We start from the raw sequence: 17,822 nt of genomic DNA, 5'->3' as shown, positions 1-17,822 counted from the left end.
AAACAGCACTAAAAGTAACATAAATTTTATTTATTGCTAAGTTCTCCGCCATCTTTTTTGTCCATAAAATGTGATTGTCCATAGTAGCCCAACAGTAAAAAGACAGCACCAAAACCAATAAAAAGAAAGATGCGCCATATAGCCTGCAGCTGTGACAAATCAACAATAAACAGCTTGGCAACAACTAATAATATGGTGGCCATCCCTGTCAGACGCATCAGTCGTCCGAACTGTATAAACCCTAATATTAATAAGATGGTGGCATAGGCTCCCCACGCTACGGTGATCCATGGCTGGCCGTTTTCTATCAGTGAAAGCTGCTGGTACATCCAAATCAAAAATACCAGGTGGCTAACTATACGATACCCTTTCTTCAGCTTTGTTTGTGACAACCAGCGCGGTATTACCAGTGCACCCACCGCAATGACACCAAGCTGCGTGAAGGGACGAACATTCCAAAGAAGTGGATCAGTACCTGGCCGATAAGCAAATGCCTCGACAACCCATAAAACAACTATACCAAATAGTATATGGCCGGCAATATTGAGTTTCCCATCTCCTGTTTGGTGGGCGATATAACGCAGGCATACGGCCTCAACAGTAAGCGTTACAAAAAGAATGCTTTGCTCCAGCAGAAGCATAAACCCAATAGTGAGCATACCCAGTCCCAACAGCATGTGCGTTGATGCAAGCCCGGTACATTGGTTATTCGTAAGCGGACGATAAAGCAATGCTGCCAGAGCTGATAATCCCATTGCAACATAGCCTGCATGGACCATCGATAACTCCCAAATACCTATTGTCACAGCAAGCATCAGCAATGGAGCAAAAACAACCATGAATTGAACGCTTGGGTTCGGACGAATTTTCTTTTGGCTACGTTTTTGCTCTTTTCCCGGATCGCCCCAACCTTTGCTATCAGATACCCAAAATACATTACGAAATACCGGCAACAGCCATGATCCCAGCAGCCAAACCACGGCTCCGGCCTGCAACATCCAGGACTCAAGTGAAGTATCCGCGGTGGCAATTCCCACCACTATTACCGCTGCACTGCCCAGTGAATACGTCCAAAGTAGCGACTTCCATCCCTTTTGCATATAGATTACGATAACCCCCGCCAGTACCAGCATAGTATAAATCATCAGCAGCACTACACTTCCACCCCCGGTATGCAGCATAAATGGCGTACCAAAAGCACCCAGCGTTCCCACCACCGAAAGTACCGCTTCATCCTGTTGCAGCGACAGCGATAACGCCAGCAGTGTAACTATGATCATAAACGACCAAACAACAGTACTCGGTAGAAATGAATACAGCTGAAATGTTGCAAAACCGGTAATATAGAAGGCCGCAATTCCACCACCCATCAATATTTGTTTAAGTGGACTTTGATCTGTATTCATCTGCAGTCCACCAAAGAAAAGTGTCACCCCAATGCCCAGGCCAATGGCACTTCGGATTGGAGGAATCAGCCATCCCTGATCAACGGAGTATTTAAACAGAAAAGCCACCCCAATCAGTAGTAATGTAATACCAATGCGGTTCAACCACTGTTCATTAAGCTCAAAACCTTTTGATTCCTCCGTCACATCGTCATCAGGGGGCGCTGCTTCCTCCTGTCGGAGAGCAGGAGTAGAAATATTCGACTCATCTTTTTTGGAGGGTACTCCCTTTTCCTCCTCCAAAGCCTTTACCCTTTTTTCTAGCTCATCAATGCGCGACGATAAATTATTTTCTTTTTGATCACCCACCACTCAATATATTTTGTTCAACTACTAATAAAATTATTTGACATGCTGAAAGAGATGCTACCTCAAGATCAGCACAAGGACTTAGAATAACATCATGTCTTAACTTTATAATAAACCACTTTTCTAGAATACTGATATACAAAATTTTCTGCTTCTTCTCTATTGATCACAGTATATTATTACTATACTCTGTGTTCTAAGACAAGATATTTCTATGAGTACAATTGCAAACAGCCATATCCTTATAACCGGCGGCGCAAGCGGCATTGGACTAAAGATGGGGAAAAATGCCCTTGAACGAGGAGCCTCAAAACTGGTTATCTGGGATATAAATACCGAAAAGCTGGAAGAATGCAACAAACAACTTGCCAATTTTCGGGATCGAATCCACACCTATAAAGTGGATGTATCAGATCCTGAACAAATCTACCAGTCGGCGAAAAAACTGCAAGCAGAAATTAATCATCTTGATATTCTTATTAACAATGCCGGTGTTGTTGTGGGCCAACCATTTCAGAAACAGAATATGGCAAACATCAACAAAACTATTGCCGTCAATTTGTTGGGCGTTATGCACACCACCCGCGCTTTTTTGCCCCAGATGATCGAACGTTCTACAGGGCATATCGTCAATATAGCTTCTGCTGTGGCCCACATGGGCAATCCCAATATGTCAGTTTATGCAGGCAGCAAATGGGGCGTTAGGGGATGGTCAGAATCGCTGCGTATTGAGTTAAACAACCAAAATGTCACCGTAACATCTGTAGAACCGGGTTATATTGATACCGGGATGTTTAAAGGAGTAACACCACCGCTGCTCACCCCCCTTTTGGATCCCGAAAATTTAAGCCGACGCATCCTTCGGGCCGTTGAGAAAAATAAAATGCATCTCCGCACGCCATTCATGGTAAAAATACTCCCGTTTTTAAAAGGCATACTGCCCACAAAAGTTTTTGATTTTGTAGCTGGCAAGCTCTTTAAAGCCTATCACTCTATGGATACGTTCACGGGTCGAAACTCAGACTAATAGTATGGAAGAAATCGTCAACATACAGCAGCAGTTTTTCAAACAAGGGCATACTCGTGATGTGGATTTCCGCAAAGAACAGCTGCGCAAAATTAAAAAGCTGCTCAACACTTATGAAGACGATATTTTTGACGCCCTCTTCGCAGATCTGAAAAAGCCGGTCTTCGAAACCTATGAGACCGAGCTGCTTATCCTAAAACATGAAATTGACCACCTGCTATCGAACCTGTCGTCTTGGGCCAGCCCTACCAAAGTAAGCGGCGAATTTTTTAACTTTCCTTCCCAAAATTATATTCATCCCCAGCCATATGGTGTGTCGCTGGTGATCGGTGCCTGGAACTATCCGCTACAACTCAGTCTCAATCCCGCTTTGTCCTCAATCGCAGCCGGCAATACCACCATCATTAAACCATCGGAGCACGCCTCACATACCTCTCGGCTGGTGACCAATATGATCAATGAAAATTTTGAAGCCGGATTTTTGCATGCCATTGAGGGTGACGCGGAGGTCACACAATCTCTGCTGGATCAGCCACTTGACTATATTTTCTTTACCGGCAGCACTACCGTAGGCAAAAAAATCATGCATGCTGCCGCCAAGCAGCTCACTCCACTAACTCTCGAGCTGGGTGGTAAATCGCCCGCCATCGTAGACCAGTCGGCTGATATTGCCACTGCAGCCAAACGCATTTGCTGGGGTAAGTTTATTAATGCGGGACAAACCTGCGTCAGTCCCGATTATGTATATGTTCACAAGAGCCTGAAAAAAACTTTTTTGCAACATCTTAAGGAGTATGTAACAGAATTTTACGGGGACGATCCCAGCCAAAGTCCCGACTACGCACGCATCATCAATCGTAACCATTTTAGTCGGATTACCGGTCTTCTGGAAGATCAGTCCGAAGTAATCGGGGGACAATATAATGAGGAGGATCTTTATATTGAACCCACTATTTTGCCGCGCGCCGACTGGAACCATTCAGTAATGCAAGAAGAAATTTTTGGTCCTCTGCTCCCAGTACTTCCATTTGCCGATCTCGATGACGTAATCACTACTATCAATTCCCATTCCCGTCCGCTGGCCCTTTACCTGTTCAGTACGGATAGCGACAATCAAGAAAAAATAATTAATGAAATTCCATTCGGCGGCGGATGCATCAATGACACGGTTGCACACCTGGCAAACCTTAATTTACCTTTCGGTGGGATCGGTAACAGCGGTTTTGGTCAATATCATGGGAAGAGTGGTTTTGATGAGTTTTCGCATCAGAAAAGCATCATGAAAAAATCCGGCTGGCCCCAAATACCACTGCGCTATCCGCCTTATGAGGGGAATTTGAAATGGCTCAAAAAATTTACTGACTTATTATGACTGATTCTTTTAAAGCCTTTGTCGTCGATGAAGATTCAGAAGGAACCATCTCACAATCCGTGCGCGACTGGCCTATCGACAAACTTCCCGACCACGAAGTACTGGTACGGGTCCATTACTCATCCTTAAATTATAAAGATGCCCTTTCGGCCACAGGTAACAAGGGCGTTACCAAAACGTATCCCCATGTGCCCGGCATCGATGCGGCGGGGATTATTGAAAGTCCCGGTGATTCTACCTTTGATGAGGGGGATAAGGTACTGGTAACCGGCTACGACCTCGGTCAAAATACATTCGGCGGTTTTGGTCAATATATCCGCGTGCCGGCAAACTGGATTGTCCCCTTGCCTGATAATTTAAGCCTTCGGGATAGCATGATCATAGGCACAGCCGGATTTACCGCCTCCATCGGCGTTCACCATCTGCGTCATAACAACATTACCCCTGATGACGGATCCATTCTCGTAACCGGCGGCACCGGCGGGGTAGGTACTATGGCGGTATCTATTCTTTCTGCGCTGGATTACAAAGTAACAGCCGCTACCGGCAAATTGGATCAGTCTTCTTTTCTCAAAAACCTGGGAGCGGCATCAGTCATTCATCGGGATGAAGTGCAAGATGAATCTTCAAAGCCACTACTCTCTAGCCGATGGGCCGGCGTTATTGATACCGTCGGCGGGATTATGCTCGATACTGCTCTGCGCCAAACACAACACAATGGGACAGTAGCCTGCTGCGGAAATGTGCTGGGGCACGAGCTGCATACCAACGTGTACCCGTTTATTTTACGGGGCATAAATCTAGCTGGAATGGACAGCGGCAATTGCCTGATGGAACTTCGAAAAAAGCTGTGGAATAAGCTTGCTTCCTCATGGAAACCCCAAAATCTGGAATCGCTGAGCCACGAGTGCTCGCTGGAATCAATACAAGAAGAGATTACAAAAATTCTGGAAGGCCAACAGGTCGGCCGAGTTCTCGTTAAGCTACCGGATTAAGTTGTAGAGTTAGCCGGGCGATTTTCTCCTGACTCTGATCCTTCGGACGGCTTACCCAAAACTTTCTCAAGCGGTATTTTAACATCAGCACTAGTAACCGGCTTGGTAAGAAATTCTACAAAACCAGTCTTTTTAGCACGCTCAAAGTTATACCGGTCGGAACTTCCGGAAAGATAAATGACGGATGCGTCAGAAAAGGTGCGAATCTCCTCCATGGCCTCAATACCGTCCATCCCCTCTTCAAGCGTAATGTCCATAATGATAACGTCAGGCTCTAACTCAGAGGTTTTCTCTATGGCCTGCGGACCGTTTTCAGCTTTACCAACCACCTCAAAGCCAATCCTTTTGACCATACGCTCCTCTACCATTGCAAGCAAGAGGTCATCTTCTACGATTAATACCTTACCGTCAGCCATTTTGCTGTAATTTGCACCAAGTGGAATTAATCCAACTTGTAGTTTAATCTATTTGTAAAAAATAATTAAAATGTTTTAACATCCAAGTATATTTTTGCCCTTCAGGGATTTTTAACAATACGCAAATAGAGAATCCCCGTTGCAGTGTTAACCTAACACAAATGGTGTCGTTTTTTCGAACCGAAGTGAACAATCAGGTGTTAATACATTTTTTAAAATCAATCAGCGACTCATAACTATTTAGCTCATTAGTAATAGTACCGTTTCACATTCCGTAGTGATATCCAAAGACAATCTTAAACACGCTACCCCTCCCTAATACTGCATTGTTTTGATTCTCTCAAAATCTACTACTTAATGCAACTTCAGTTGAGCCTGCAATGTGATGGTTCTGTAGCAATACTTTGATAGCCGAGGAACCATTGAAGAAGGTGGTATGTTATTTGGTTCGATGATCAAAAGAAAACCTAACTCCATGGATGCAGTGGCGCATATTCAGTTAAAACAGTTGACCAAAATTTATCAGGAAGGAGAAAAAAGCCGCTCCGTGTTGGATGAGCTCAACCTTTCCGTTCAAGAGGGAGAAATGCTTGTGCTATTGGGCAGATCTGGGTCTGGCAAAAGTACTATGCTGAATTTGGTGAGTGGAGTTGACAAACCAGATTCTGGTGAGGTGCGCATCGGTGGGACTGACTTAACAACCCTGAATGAAAAAAACCGAACCCTTTTCCGACGTAACAATATTGGCTTCGTTTACCAATCGTTTAATCTTATCTCCACACTTACCGCGCACGAAAACGTACTGTTACCACTCAAGTTAAAGGGTATCAAGGATAGCCAGACCCTTGATAACGCTCAACAGTTTCTGGATGAAGTAGGGTTGGGGGATAGAGGAGATAGTTATCCTGATCGCCTTTCAGGAGGTGAACAGCAACGAGTAGCTATTGCCCGGGCTCTGGCAAATGAGCCAATGCTTATTCTGGCTGACGAACCAACCGGCAATCTGGATTATAAAACTGGGAGGGATATACTGAGCGTCCTGAATGATCTGGTTCGCAAGAATGGCAGAACAATGATTATTGCTACTCACGATCATGACATATGCAACATTGCGGATCGTGTTCTTGAATTAAAAGGCGGCAAACTGCATGAAGTCGATAACGTTGCTGAAGTGACAGGAAGATGAGTAAACACAAAAAGAATTTGCTGTGGCTTTCTAGCCTGCGCTTTTTATGGAAACATCCCTGGCACTTTGCACTTTCCATTTTGGGAGTAGCCCTGGGGGTATCTGTTGTTGTTTCTATCGACCTTTCCAACAGCTCAGCTAAAAAAGCGTTTTCACTATCTACCCAAGCCGTCACCGGCAAAGCGACCCACCAAATAACGGGAGCCGGCGAAAATATAGATGAAGAGGTATATCGAACAGTTCGGATAGATGGCATGGTTAAAAAGTCGGCACCCGTAGCCGAAGGATATGGACAGATTGAAGGCATAAATCGAACCTTTCAGATTATGGGTATAGATCCCATTGCGGAAGCACCCTTCCGCGATTTTGCCAGCCAAAAAGGTGGAATCGAATTACCAAAATTTATAACTGGAAAGAATACAGGCATAATTGCCAAACCGGTAGCCCGGCAGATTGGAGCATCAGTGGGAGATACGTTGTCAGTTTCAGTGGGTGGGCGCACTTACAGCGTACAGTTAGCAGGACTTATCAACGCTGGTAACGATCGCAGTCAACGCGCACTGCAAAATCTACTGGTCGTAGATGTAAGTACAGCCCAACAATTATTTAACATGCAGGGACAGCTATCCCGCATAGACCTGATTATACCTCAAGAGGATGAAAAAAAGATCATCCCCAAAATACAATCCCTATTGCCCAGTGGGTCCACCATTAGTCGTTCCGATTCAAGGTCAGAAACAGTAGCACAAATGACCCGCGCTTTTGAATTAAACTTGGAAGCGCTAAGCATGCTTGCACTGCTTGTAGGGATGTTTTTAATCTATAATACCATGACGTTTTCAGTTGTACAACGGCGTCAACTTATTGGTCGACTGCGTGCTTTAGGCGTCACAAAAAAAGAGATACTCACCATTATTCTTAAAGAAGCCGCACTAATTGGAATAATAGGTACCATCGTCGGCATTATCTCTGGTCTCTTTTTAGCAAAAGTGCTGCTCAAGCTAGTCACCCAATCCATAAACGATCTCTATTTTGTACTCTCAGTCCAAGAGCTCGCCATCGGATTTTATCCGCTGGCAAAAGCAGCCGTACTGGGATTGGGAGCCACGCTGCTTGCTTCATACTGGCCTGCCCGCGAAGCTTCGCAGGCAAAGGTATCTACCGTATTGAAGCGCTCATCCAGTGAATCAAAAATAAAAGGAAAATTAGGGATTCTTGCCGCATCGGGCCTCGGTGCCATTCTGTTGGGAGCGGCCATTTTACTTATTCCAAATGGCGGTATAGCAGCCGGCTATTCTTCTCTGCTATTTATGATCGTGGGATTTTCATTGGTCATCCCGTTAATAATTGTAGCAATCGCTCAGATTTTTCGTCCACTGTTGGGTAAACTCAATGGCTTGATTGGCACAATGTCGGTCCGGGGAATAGTTACGGAACTAAGCAGAACATCGGTTGCTATAGCTGCACTCGTAGTAGCTGTATCCGCAACTGTAGGCGTGGGAGTAATGGTTGACAGTTTTCGCACAACCGTAGTTTCATGGCTTGAAGCTCAACTCCAGGCTGATGTATATATTCAGCCGCCTAGTGCAGTATCCCGCAAAACAGACACAGAACTTGAACCAAGACTCGTAGATCTACTTAAAGAAACCGAAGGTGTTTCCCGCTCACACACCGTTCGCAGTGTGGATGCACAAACCAACAACGGAACCGATAATCTGATAGCAATAAATCAGGGACCCAGTGCGCAAAAAACCTATCAGCTTAAGAAAAAGAAAGCCGGCTTTTGGCAACGCTACACAAGCGAAAATATCGTTATGGTTTCAGAAGCGTATGCATATCGCAATAATGTAGCATTGGGCGACTCCATTTTTATTGAAACCGATCGGGGACGCACCGGATTTCAAATACAAGCCATAAATTTTGATTACGCATCGGATATGGGCGCCATCACCATTAACCGACGTATATATGACCAATATTTTAACGACAAGGCAATCTCCGGGCTCGCTCTCTATGCTGCAAACGGCATCGAGGTAGACCAGCTCGTAGAACGACTCAGAAAGAGAGCGGAGGGGCAACAAGAGGTCTTTATCCGATCGAACCGCGGACTTCGGGAAGCCTCCATCGCAATTTTTGATCGTACTTTTACCGTGACCATTGTTCTGCGAATGCTTGCCATGCTGGTCGCATTCATCGGTATTTTAAGCGCACTGATGGCCCTTCAGCTGGAACGCTCCCAAGAGCATGCCGTGATGAGAGCTAACGGAATGACCCCCTCCCAACTATGGAACTACGTGACTACCCAAACTGGAGTGATGGGGTTAATGGCTGGGATCTTATCGTTGCCTCTGGGTATTCTTATGGCCTACATTTTAGTCTTTGTTATCAATTTGAGATCATTTGGCTGGAGCCTTCAGTTTGTGCTTTCTCCGTGGCTGCTTGCACAGGCGGTAGGGCTGGCCTTTGTCGCTGCTTTACTAGCCGGTATCTACCCGTCTATAAAAATGGCCCGGGCCAATCCTGCAGATGCCTTGCGTAATGAATAAATAAAAGACAATGAAAACTTCTTTTTGGTATATCCTGGCTGTTCCATTGACCATTGGATTAGCAGTGGGATTATGGTACATCGTTGAAGATAAGGAAGAGATTCGCGCCTCTGTGTCTGTTGCAGAGGCCATGAACAGCGGCGGTATGGAAGGATATAAACGAGTGACCGGGCCTCGAGAATTTATCTTTCCCGATGACCATGGCGCACATCCGGGATATAAAACCGAATGGTGGTACTATACTGGAAATGTATTTACAGAAAGCGGACGCCAATTCGGGTATCAGTTTACCATTTTCAGAAATCAGTTAACTCCGCCAACAGATGTCGCCAACCGTTCAAAAGCACCATCAAACTGGAATACCAACCAGCTCTATTTGGGTCATCTTGCCATCTCAGATGTCGAAAATGAAGACCATATTTTCGAGGAACGTTACAGCCGTGGAGCGGTAGGGCTGGCCGGCGCCGAAGCCGATCCCTATCGTATTTGGATTGAGAACTGGGAGATTAAACGAATGGACTCAACAAATAGCGGAGACCAAAATTTCGCGGTTCACATCAAGGCCAAAATGCAAAGCGGTGCCGCCATTGATCTCAATATAACTCCCGCAAAACCACTGGTTCTGCAAGGGGATAAGGGATACGACCGAAAAGGAACCGACGCAGGGAACGCCTCTTATTATTTTTCTTTTACACGCATGAAAACAGAAGGGATGATCACCAAGAATGAGAAACAGTTCCGTGTCTCCGGTACCAGCTGGATGGACCATGAGTGGAGTACCTCAGCTCTGGGGAATAGACAAGAAGGATGGGACTGGTTTTCAATTCAGCTTTCCAACGGCTACGATCTCATGTACTATCAGCTGCGTAACAAAGACGGTTCCATCAGCAAATTTACGACCGGTTCACTAATTGGTCCGGATGGTCAAAAAACGACAATTGGACCCGATGATGTCAATATTGAAGTACTGGATAAATGGAAAAGCCCACATAGCAAATCGGTATATCCCGCAAAATGGACCATGAACATTCCAAAAGCCAATTTGTTTTTGGATCTACAAACATCATTTCCAGACCAGGTTATGGACGTCTCTGTACGATACTACGAAGGCACAATATCTATTTCGGGAACCATGAATGAAAAAGATATTGGGGGGACCGGGTTCATTGAGATGACCGGATATGAAGAAAAGTAAAGAAGGTACGCTCTCGCTTAACCAAGTTACTCTTTTTCTTCTCTGCTCTTTTCATTTTCTACCCTCACGTAGTCCAGTTTATCCAGCAGCGATGTGCTGTGGTAACCATCCAGACCACTAACTGCTACAGTACCCGCTTTTTCAATATCCAGAAACCCGTCGGTATCTATAAATGATCTGTTGAGCCACACTTCCTGTATTGACCCAACGAGCAGCATGGTCTGGTTTGCTTCTATCATATGCTTCTCAATCGGCTTAAGTCCGATATTTATGCGTGATTCGTTGACGTATGGTGCCGTACATTTTTTTGAATACCATGGGGTTAAATCAGATACATCGAACTCTGAGATTTCTTTGTGATATTTACCGGATGTCTGATGAGCCTGCTCATATATATCCTCATTAATATGATTTACGGTGTACCATCCTTCTGATTTAATGTTGTTCCACGTATGGCGCGGAACGGTATTCGGTCGTAAAATACACCCGAGCAGTGGCGGGTCTGAACCCAGGTGGATAAACGAACTAAAGACGGCCAGATTTTCGCCGTCCTCTTTACTACCTGTACCAATAAGATTGGCACTTTTAAATCCTGACAAGCCATTAATGAGTTTAAGACGGTGCACCCTATCCATATCATCAATATCAGCGCGGCTGATACATACAGAATGTTCCATAATATTGTTGTTGAGCAGTTTCAAGTGATGTATTTAAACGCTCAGCTTTTTAATAACGTTCTGAATGCGCACCATATAATTCGTTAAAAAATGTCATCTCCAACAACATACAATAGCTATTGGATTCCGAAATAAGCCGAATCATTGAAATGGCCTGGGAAGATCCGCCCTTTGGCGCCATAGAATATCTGTTTGGACTCAGTGAGGATGATAACATTGCAAGCAACACCTCATCTTCTACGATTAATACTTTACCATCAGCCATTTTTTTGTGATTTGCACCAAATAGCACCCACACTGCGAATATTTTTGTCCTAAAAGCAGGTCGCAGAATAGTTTAGAAAGAATTAAAATCTTGCTGGGATTCTACCTGATAATCACTTTGTAAAATCCACGGCTGGTAATCTTCTTGCTCGGCCCGTTTCAATACGCTTTCGTGGACTACGGGAATATCCGAACGTTTTTCCGGCCAGCTCCGGACTTCTTTACGATAAATTTTCTTCCACCATTCGCCACGGGAATCATGCATTACTCCTGCGGGATCAGGATTGAGCCTGATCCTGTTTTTGTCATAAATCCGAAGCCCATGATCAATAGCTTTTCGACACATCCAGATTAACGACAAGTCTGAAAGCCCATGCTCCCTGTATCCACCACCTACATCCGTATGCATGCCGGGAAACCACACTTGTTCGAGGGACTGATCCTCATTGACTTCCGATTTCCAAAGCACGGGATGAAAGGTCTTTCGTTTGTCATCAATAGCTAAAGCATGAACGGCATTTTCAACGCTTTTACTAAGTTGAAAATCATGAAAACGATGTTTAAGGCAGGGAATTATATTTAAAATGGTACTTATCCATTTTACAGGAAATCCTAATGCATCCACAGTGTCAAAACATCCCAAAAATTTTATTTTGGTCCACATCGTATGATGCCTCCCGATAAAATTCTTAGCCTTTTTCTCCAGCTCGTCATCATCTCGAGTACGATAAATATCGTAAGCATCGCTGATTAGGTCGGGACGGGATTGGGGCAAAATTCCAAAGTGATGAATAAAGGCAGAGAGGCTTCGAACGGTAGCAGCACCACGGCTAAATCCAATCAGATAAATTTGGTCACCTGACTCGAAATGTTCAAACAAAAACTCGTAACAGTCTTTGATATTCTTGGAAATACCCAACCCTGTTGCCTGCTTAATCAGCTCAAATCCATTGGTCCCCAAGCCCGGATCGTAATAGACAATCTGTTTCTTCGTCCGATCCTCAATGATGTTGAATATTTTATAGACGTTCGAATTGTATCCCTCTCCTCCCTCTTGTCCCGTGCCGTCGGCAAGTATGACGATATTTTTCGACATAACCCTGTACTATTCAGAATATTTATATCAGGATAAGCAATGCCGGAGCAGTTTGCAATCAGTTTTCCCTGTCCTACATTATATGAAGTGCTGTATCTAAGTATTTTCCATTGGACAGACGAAAAAATACCGGGCTACCCGGATCGGAAGATTACCCCCCAGTTTCCGTCCTTTTTCCATGCTTTGCCAATATAAGTTCCATATACGGTCACTTCCTCCCATTCATCCGGGGTAATATCAATAGGCTCGTAGGAGGAATTTTCGGGCTGTAACGTAATGCCGTCGGACCGTTTGTTAATCGTTTTCAAGGTGGTCTCCCCGCGATATCGAATTGCTCCAATTTCCCCGTCTTTTGGCTCACGAGGGTCAATAATAATATAATCACCGTCGCGGATATCGGCATCAATCATACTGTCTCCGTCAACGATAAGAGCAAAGTAGTGATCCGACTTTTCAGGATGTATTTCGACGGGCAAATGGCCAAGATTTTCACTTATCGCCTGATGCATCGCTCCGGCGGCAATACGTCCTTTGATCGGAACCCCGGGATAAAAATCCGATAACTGATTCCGCTTGCTGTGATGGATTTCGTAGTGTCCTTGCCCCATTTTGGACAAGTAATTTTTCTTGGTTAGCCCCTGCAGGTGCTGGTAGATACTATTTGTGGAGCTATATCCAAATTCATTCTGCATGTCATCGTAGGTTGGGAACTGGCTGTAGTCCTCATAAAACTGGAGGATAAATTCCCAAAGCTGTCGCTGTTTGTCGGTAAGTGACTTCATAAGAGTTTATTATAATACATTTCATATGAAAAAACACATGAAAATATATGAAATAATTTTATCGTAAAGCAACAGCAGAAATAAGGGCGCCCAAAACCTCCAAAATAAAAAAGCCCTGCAACTCAAAAGAGTTACAGGGCTTTTGCGTGGGACCGGGCGGAATCGAACCGCCGACACCGCGATTTTCAGTCGCGTGCTCTACCGGCTGAGCTACAGTCCCAGTGCAATACTAGAGCAATAAGAGTTGCCAAATATAAAACGTTTTCATCTTTATCGAAAGAGATAATTCTGTGTTTTTACGGTTCGCGAATTTGTACATCTCGGAGGCGAATTTGCAGTGAGCGGCGGCCATTCCAGTGATTTTCTTCCAGCGAATAAGCAATATCGATCTTCTCGTCGCCGCTGTTGCGAACAACCGGCAGATATTCGTGCATATTAAATCCAATAACATCAAAAGTGCCAGCTCCTTCCTGGGATACTTTCATTTTCAGATGTCCCTTTCCCACAACGGTGGGAACACCCACCACTTCTACATCGCGGCTGGCAAAAACGGGCCGCAGGTTCGAAGGACCAAAAGGCTCAAACTGGCTGAGCAGCTTCCAAAATCCCTTGTTCACATCAGCCAGCTCCAGGTCGCCTTCGATACGCAGGTCCGGCACAAAATCATCCTTGGTAAGTCGGTTGGCAGCAATATCATCCATCTGCCGGCGAAAGGAGTCGAGGTTTTCTTTCTTGATCGTCAATCCCGCTGCATGCTCGTGCCCGCCGAACTGTTCTAGTAAGTCAGCGCATTCTTTGAACGCTTCGTAAATATTAAATCCTTCTATACTGCGCGCCGATCCTTTAATTTTGCCGTCCACCGTACTCAGCATCACCACCGGACGGCTGTAGCTATCAACGAGCCGAGAAGCAACAATGCCAATAACACCGAGATGCCAATCGGGTTGGTGCAATACCAGCGACGAAGCATCATCCATATCATATTCTTCATCAATAATGGCCTGAGCCTCTTCCAGGGTCTCACTGTCTTTGTCGCGACGGGCCACATTAATACTTTCGAGCTCATGGGCCCTGGAGGTAGCCTCCGAATCAGTCTCTGAAATTAGCAACCGCACGGCTTTGGAGGCATCTCCCATACGTCCGGCGGCGTTAATACGGGGACCAATGGAAAACACAATATTTGAGGTGTCAAGGGTACCCGGCGTCATATTAATAACATCAAGCAGTGCCTGCACACCAACGCGAGGCTGTTCATTAATCTGCCTGAGTCCCTCTGACATTAAAATCCGGTTTTCGTCGTGGATGGGCACAATATCAGAGGCAATAGAAATGGCAACCAAATCCAGCAGTTCAAAGCCCATGCTTTCGCTGAGGCCCAGCTTATCGATAGTGGCTTGCACTAACTTAAACGCAACGCCGGCGCCGGAAAGTCCTTCGAAGGGATAATTGCAATCTTCCCGCTTCGGATCCAAAACAGCTACGGCATCGGGGATTTCATCGGCCACATTGTGATGATCACAAATTATCACATCTATGCCGTGCTCTTTTGCTCGCTCTGTTTCTTCCACGGCAGTAATTCCACAATCAACCGAAACAATGAGATCAACATTCGTATCGATGGCGTGCTGTATTCCTTCCTCGTTAATACCGTATCCTTCTTTAAAACGATGAGGAATATAGAAATCCACATCAACGCCAAATCGGCTCAGAAAAATATATAAAATAGATGTAGATGTAGTACCGTCCACATCGTAATCGCCATACACCAATATGCGTTGGCCCTCACGAATGGCCTCGGCCAGGCGCTTGGCTCCCTCGTCCATATCTTTCATCAGAAAGGGATCATGGATACCGCTTAAGTCAGGACGGAAAAAATCTTTAGCTTTGTCATAGGAATCTATGCCGCGCAGAACAAGTAGCTTCGCGATCTGTTGAGATACACCCAGCTCTTCCTGCAATGTTGATACGGTCTCCTCCTGTTCGGGCTCTGTATATACCCATCGGAAAGACATAATTATGTGTTTTTTTCTTTGTTTTCATAAATAGCATGTCGACTGTCAAACCGGACAGCTACGCTACTGCAAAAGCAATAGTGTTTAATTCTTATATTAAGATACAATTTCATTGCCAAAATTCATTATAAGTTGTACTAATTGTTTGCAGCACTCCTTCATAGAAGGCGTTTTTAAATACCTTGAAACCACTATCACATGCAGGCTTTTTTTTGTATCTTCGGATACTTGATTTTAGCCGCATTTACTGCTGAATCCAATAATACATATGCTTAACATAAATTTTGGCTCTCACATATTGGATTTTTTGCTAATCAATCACCGTGTGAGATCCTTTTCTAATGAAAGTGTTAATGATTTAATCCCATTATAATGGAACCATCTACGACAATAGATAAAGAAACAAGTAATGATGTAATGGAAAACTTTCCTCTTTTTAAAAAACTTCAGTCTTATGATCACGAGCAGCTTGTTATCTGCTCGGAACCCGATCTGGGATTAAAAGCTATTATTGCCGTCCACGATACCACGCTGGGGCCAGCGCTTGGCGGTGTTCGCATGTGGCCCTATAACAATGAGCAAGAAGCAATTCGCGATGTCCTTCGCCTCTCCCGCGGCATGACGTACAAAGCTGCTATTTCGGGGCTGAACCTGGGCGGAGGAAAAGCTGTCATTATCGGCGATTCGCGGGAAGAAAAAAGCGAAGCACTCTTCCGCGCCTTTGGTCGATATGTTGACGGGCTCGGCGGGCGATACATTACTGCCGAAGATGTAGGTATTGACGTGCAAAATATGGAGTGGGTTCGGATGGAAACCAATTATGTTACGGGACTACCAAAAACCATTGGGGGAAGCGGCGATCCCTCTCCTGTTACGGCCTATGGGGTATATCAGGGAATGAAAGCATGCGCTAAAAAAGCCTATGGATCTGATTCTCTAGAAGGTAAGCGCATTTCCATTCAGGGAGCGGGTCACGTAAGTTCAAGTTTAGCAAAGTTCTTGAGCGAAGAAGGTGCTGAACTATTTATCTGTGACATTTACGAGGACAAAGTGAAAAGCCTTGCAGAGGAAGTGGGAGCCGAAGTTGTAGATCCCGATGATATTTACGGACTGGACGTTGACATTTTTAGCCCCTGTGCGCTGGGCGGCGTTATCAATGATGAGACAATAAGTGAGCTTACGTGCGATATTATTGCCGGTGCAGCAAATAATGTGCTCGAAGAGGAAGAAAAGCATGGACAAATGCTGCTGGATCATAATATTTTATATGCACCCGACTATGTAATCAATGCCGGTGGACTCATCAACGTGGCCAGTGAGCTGGAAGGCTACAATGAACAGCGTGCACATGATCAAGCTTCTAAAATCTACGATACTATTTTAGATATTCTGAATTATTCTGAAGAAAATGACACACCCACTTATGTAGCTTCTAATATTCTAGCTGAAGAACGAATTAAAAATACAGGCAAAATTAATCAGATATATACATCCGAAAGCAAATTTTCCGGTCACTTGGGAGATTTATATAATAACATCGTATAACAATATGCTGTCGGATGTTGCCTACATCATCAATTAATCCCAGTACATTTTATGTTTTCTAAAAAGCAATTTAAAAATAAAGATCGTCTCATTAAGGGCATTAGTAATAATGAGGGATTAAAAATATCCGTTGTTAAAATGACGGATGTCGTTAAAACGGCCAAGGAAAAACATAACCTTTCACTGCTGAATACTATTTTGCTTGGCCGGGGTATGATTGGTACGATGCTTATGGCTTCTGAACTGAAGGGGGAAGAACGTATTAAAATGCGCATCGAAGGCGACGGTCCGGTAGGCCTCCTTACAGCCGAAGCAAATTGCGTAGGCGAAGTACGGGGCTATGTGCAAAACCCGGAAGTAGAACTCGATTATTCAAAAGATGTAAGCCTTGGCGACGGACTGGGACTGGGAGTATTAACATTCAGCAAGATTTTATACAACGAGGCCAAACCAAAACACAGTTCAATTGAACTGGTCAATGGAAATATTACGGATGATCTGGCCTACTATATGGTGCAGTCAGAGCAAATTCCTTCTGCCATATTACTTGATGTTGGTATCGACCAGCAGGGGAATGTTACCCAAGCCGGCGGCCTCCTCATTCAACGAATGCCCGAAGCACAGGAAGGCATTATAGACCAAATCCAGGAGAAAATGCTGGAGTTTGAATCTATCGACAGCCTGCTTGCTAACGGTTATTATATTGATGACATCATGGAAATGGCAATGAATCCCATTGAAGTAAAAGAACTGGACCGCCAACCTGTTGATTTCTTTTGCCGATGCACCCGAGAGCGCTTTATACATGCATTGTCTATGCTCGGTTTTGAGGATCTTCAAGAAATTAGTGACGAGGGACAAGAACTTGTTTGCCATTTCTGTAATGAGCGGTATAATGTGACAGAAGACGAAATTGAAGAACTGTTAGTTGAGACAAAAGCCAAAATGAACTGAT

Annotated in this window: 14 protein-coding genes, 1 tRNA gene and 1 pseudogene; 9 read left to right on the top strand and 7 right to left on the bottom strand. The window is 44.6% G+C overall.

The features are described from left to right. Positions 1 to 26: 26 nt before the first annotated feature. Positions 27 to 1,754: a DUF2339 domain-containing protein gene (locus LX73_RS07910; RefSeq protein WP_170245627.1), complete on the bottom strand. Its 1,728-nt coding sequence runs from the start codon at positions 1,752 to 1,754 to the stop codon at positions 27 to 29. Positions 1,755 to 1,968: 214 nt separating this feature from the next. Here LX73_RS07910 and LX73_RS07905 point away from each other — a divergent pair, with 214 nt between their 5' ends. From LX73_RS07905 to LX73_RS07895, 3 genes are read left to right on the top strand one after another with little or no spacing between them, the layout of a single operon-like run. After that, positions 1,969 to 2,781, top strand: a complete 813-nt coding sequence (locus LX73_RS07905) for an SDR family oxidoreductase (RefSeq protein ID WP_148898936.1) — start codon at positions 1,969 to 1,971, stop codon at positions 2,779 to 2,781. Between the two features lie 4 nt (positions 2,782 to 2,785). Then, positions 2,786 to 4,153, top strand: a complete 1,368-nt coding sequence (locus tag LX73_RS07900) for an aldehyde dehydrogenase (protein ID WP_148898935.1) — start codon at positions 2,786 to 2,788, stop codon at positions 4,151 to 4,153. Then, complete coding sequence (locus LX73_RS07895; RefSeq protein ID WP_148898934.1) at positions 4,150 to 5,148, top strand: YhdH/YhfP family quinone oxidoreductase; 999 nt, start codon at positions 4,150 to 4,152, stop codon at positions 5,146 to 5,148. Before LX73_RS07900 ends, LX73_RS07895 begins: the two co-directional genes overlap by 4 nt. Here LX73_RS07895 and LX73_RS07890 read toward each other — a convergent pair. Next, a complete protein-coding gene (locus LX73_RS07890; protein ID WP_148898933.1) occupies positions 5,145 to 5,564 on the bottom strand; it encodes a response regulator in 420 nt (139 codons plus the stop codon). The genes LX73_RS07895 and LX73_RS07890 overlap by 4 nt on opposite strands. Positions 5,565 to 6,039: 475 nt before the next feature. Here LX73_RS07890 and LX73_RS07885 point away from each other — a divergent pair, with 475 nt between their 5' ends. From LX73_RS07885 to LX73_RS07875, 3 genes are read left to right on the top strand one after another with little or no spacing between them, the layout of a single operon-like run. Then, positions 6,040 to 6,750 carry an ABC transporter ATP-binding protein gene (locus LX73_RS07885; RefSeq protein WP_148899186.1) on the top strand — a complete coding sequence of 237 codons (711 nt, stop codon included), beginning with the start codon at positions 6,040 to 6,042 and terminating at the stop codon, positions 6,748 to 6,750. Continuing rightward, positions 6,747 to 9,296, top strand: coding sequence for an ABC transporter permease (locus LX73_RS07880; RefSeq protein WP_148898932.1), 2,550 nt, complete (start codon positions 6,747 to 6,749; stop codon positions 9,294 to 9,296). The genes LX73_RS07885 and LX73_RS07880 overlap by 4 nt, the downstream gene beginning before the upstream one ends. Positions 9,297 to 9,306: 10 nt before the next feature. Beyond that, entirely contained in the window at positions 9,307 to 10,491 is a 1,185-nt protein-coding gene (locus tag LX73_RS07875) for a lipocalin-like domain-containing protein (RefSeq protein ID WP_148898931.1), read from the top strand. A 26-nt stretch (positions 10,492 to 10,517) separates the two neighbouring features. On the opposite strand, the gene LX73_RS07870 is transcribed toward LX73_RS07875, so the two are convergent. Then, positions 10,518 to 11,168 carry a flavin reductase family protein gene (locus LX73_RS07870; protein ID WP_148898930.1) on the bottom strand — a complete coding sequence of 217 codons (651 nt, stop codon included), beginning with the start codon at positions 11,166 to 11,168 and terminating at the stop codon, positions 10,518 to 10,520. 119 nt (positions 11,169 to 11,287) lie between these two features. On the opposite strand from LX73_RS07870, the pseudogene LX73_RS13215 reads away from it, so the two are divergent. Then, positions 11,288 to 11,386, top strand: a pseudogene (locus LX73_RS13215) (DUF2805 domain-containing protein); the annotation flags it as partial. A 119-nt stretch (positions 11,387 to 11,505) separates the two neighbouring features. On the opposite strand, the gene LX73_RS07860 reads toward LX73_RS13215, so the two are convergent. The 4 genes from LX73_RS07860 to recJ form a co-directional block, all read right to left on the bottom strand. After that, positions 11,506 to 12,528, bottom strand: a complete 1,023-nt coding sequence (locus LX73_RS07860) for a DUF2235 domain-containing protein (RefSeq protein WP_148898929.1) — start codon at positions 12,526 to 12,528, stop codon at positions 11,506 to 11,508. Between the two features lie 134 nt (positions 12,529 to 12,662). Next, positions 12,663 to 13,310: a LexA family protein gene (locus LX73_RS07855; RefSeq protein WP_148898928.1), complete on the bottom strand. Its 648-nt coding sequence runs from the start codon at positions 13,308 to 13,310 to the stop codon at positions 12,663 to 12,665. Between the two features lie 147 nt (positions 13,311 to 13,457). After that, positions 13,458 to 13,530 (bottom strand) — tRNA-Phe (locus LX73_RS07850). A gap of 76 nt (positions 13,531 to 13,606) precedes the next feature. Then, entirely contained in the window at positions 13,607 to 15,322 is a 1,716-nt protein-coding gene (gene recJ, locus LX73_RS07845) for a single-stranded-DNA-specific exonuclease RecJ (RefSeq protein WP_148898927.1), read from the bottom strand. A gap of 372 nt (positions 15,323 to 15,694) precedes the next feature. Between recJ and LX73_RS07840 the strand changes: the two genes are divergently transcribed. Both LX73_RS07840 and hslO read left to right on the top strand, forming a co-directional pair. Further along, the gene (locus LX73_RS07840) at positions 15,695 to 16,867 is read left to right on the top strand and encodes a Glu/Leu/Phe/Val dehydrogenase dimerization domain-containing protein (RefSeq protein WP_170245626.1); all 1,173 of its coding nucleotides are present in this window, start codon (positions 15,695 to 15,697) and stop codon (positions 16,865 to 16,867) included. Positions 16,868 to 16,918: 51 nt separating this feature from the next. Next, positions 16,919 to 17,821, top strand: coding sequence for an Hsp33 family molecular chaperone HslO (hslO, locus tag LX73_RS07835; RefSeq protein ID WP_148898926.1), 903 nt, complete (start codon positions 16,919 to 16,921; stop codon positions 17,819 to 17,821). Position 17,822 lies beyond the last annotated feature (1 nt).

It is taken from the genome of Fodinibius salinus (assembly GCF_008124865.1).
Classification (GTDB): Bacteria; Bacteroidota; Rhodothermia; order Balneolales; family Balneolaceae; genus Fodinibius; species Fodinibius salinus.
Note: the sequence above shows the minus strand (reverse complement) of the source record. Positions and strands in the feature narration are given on the sequence as shown.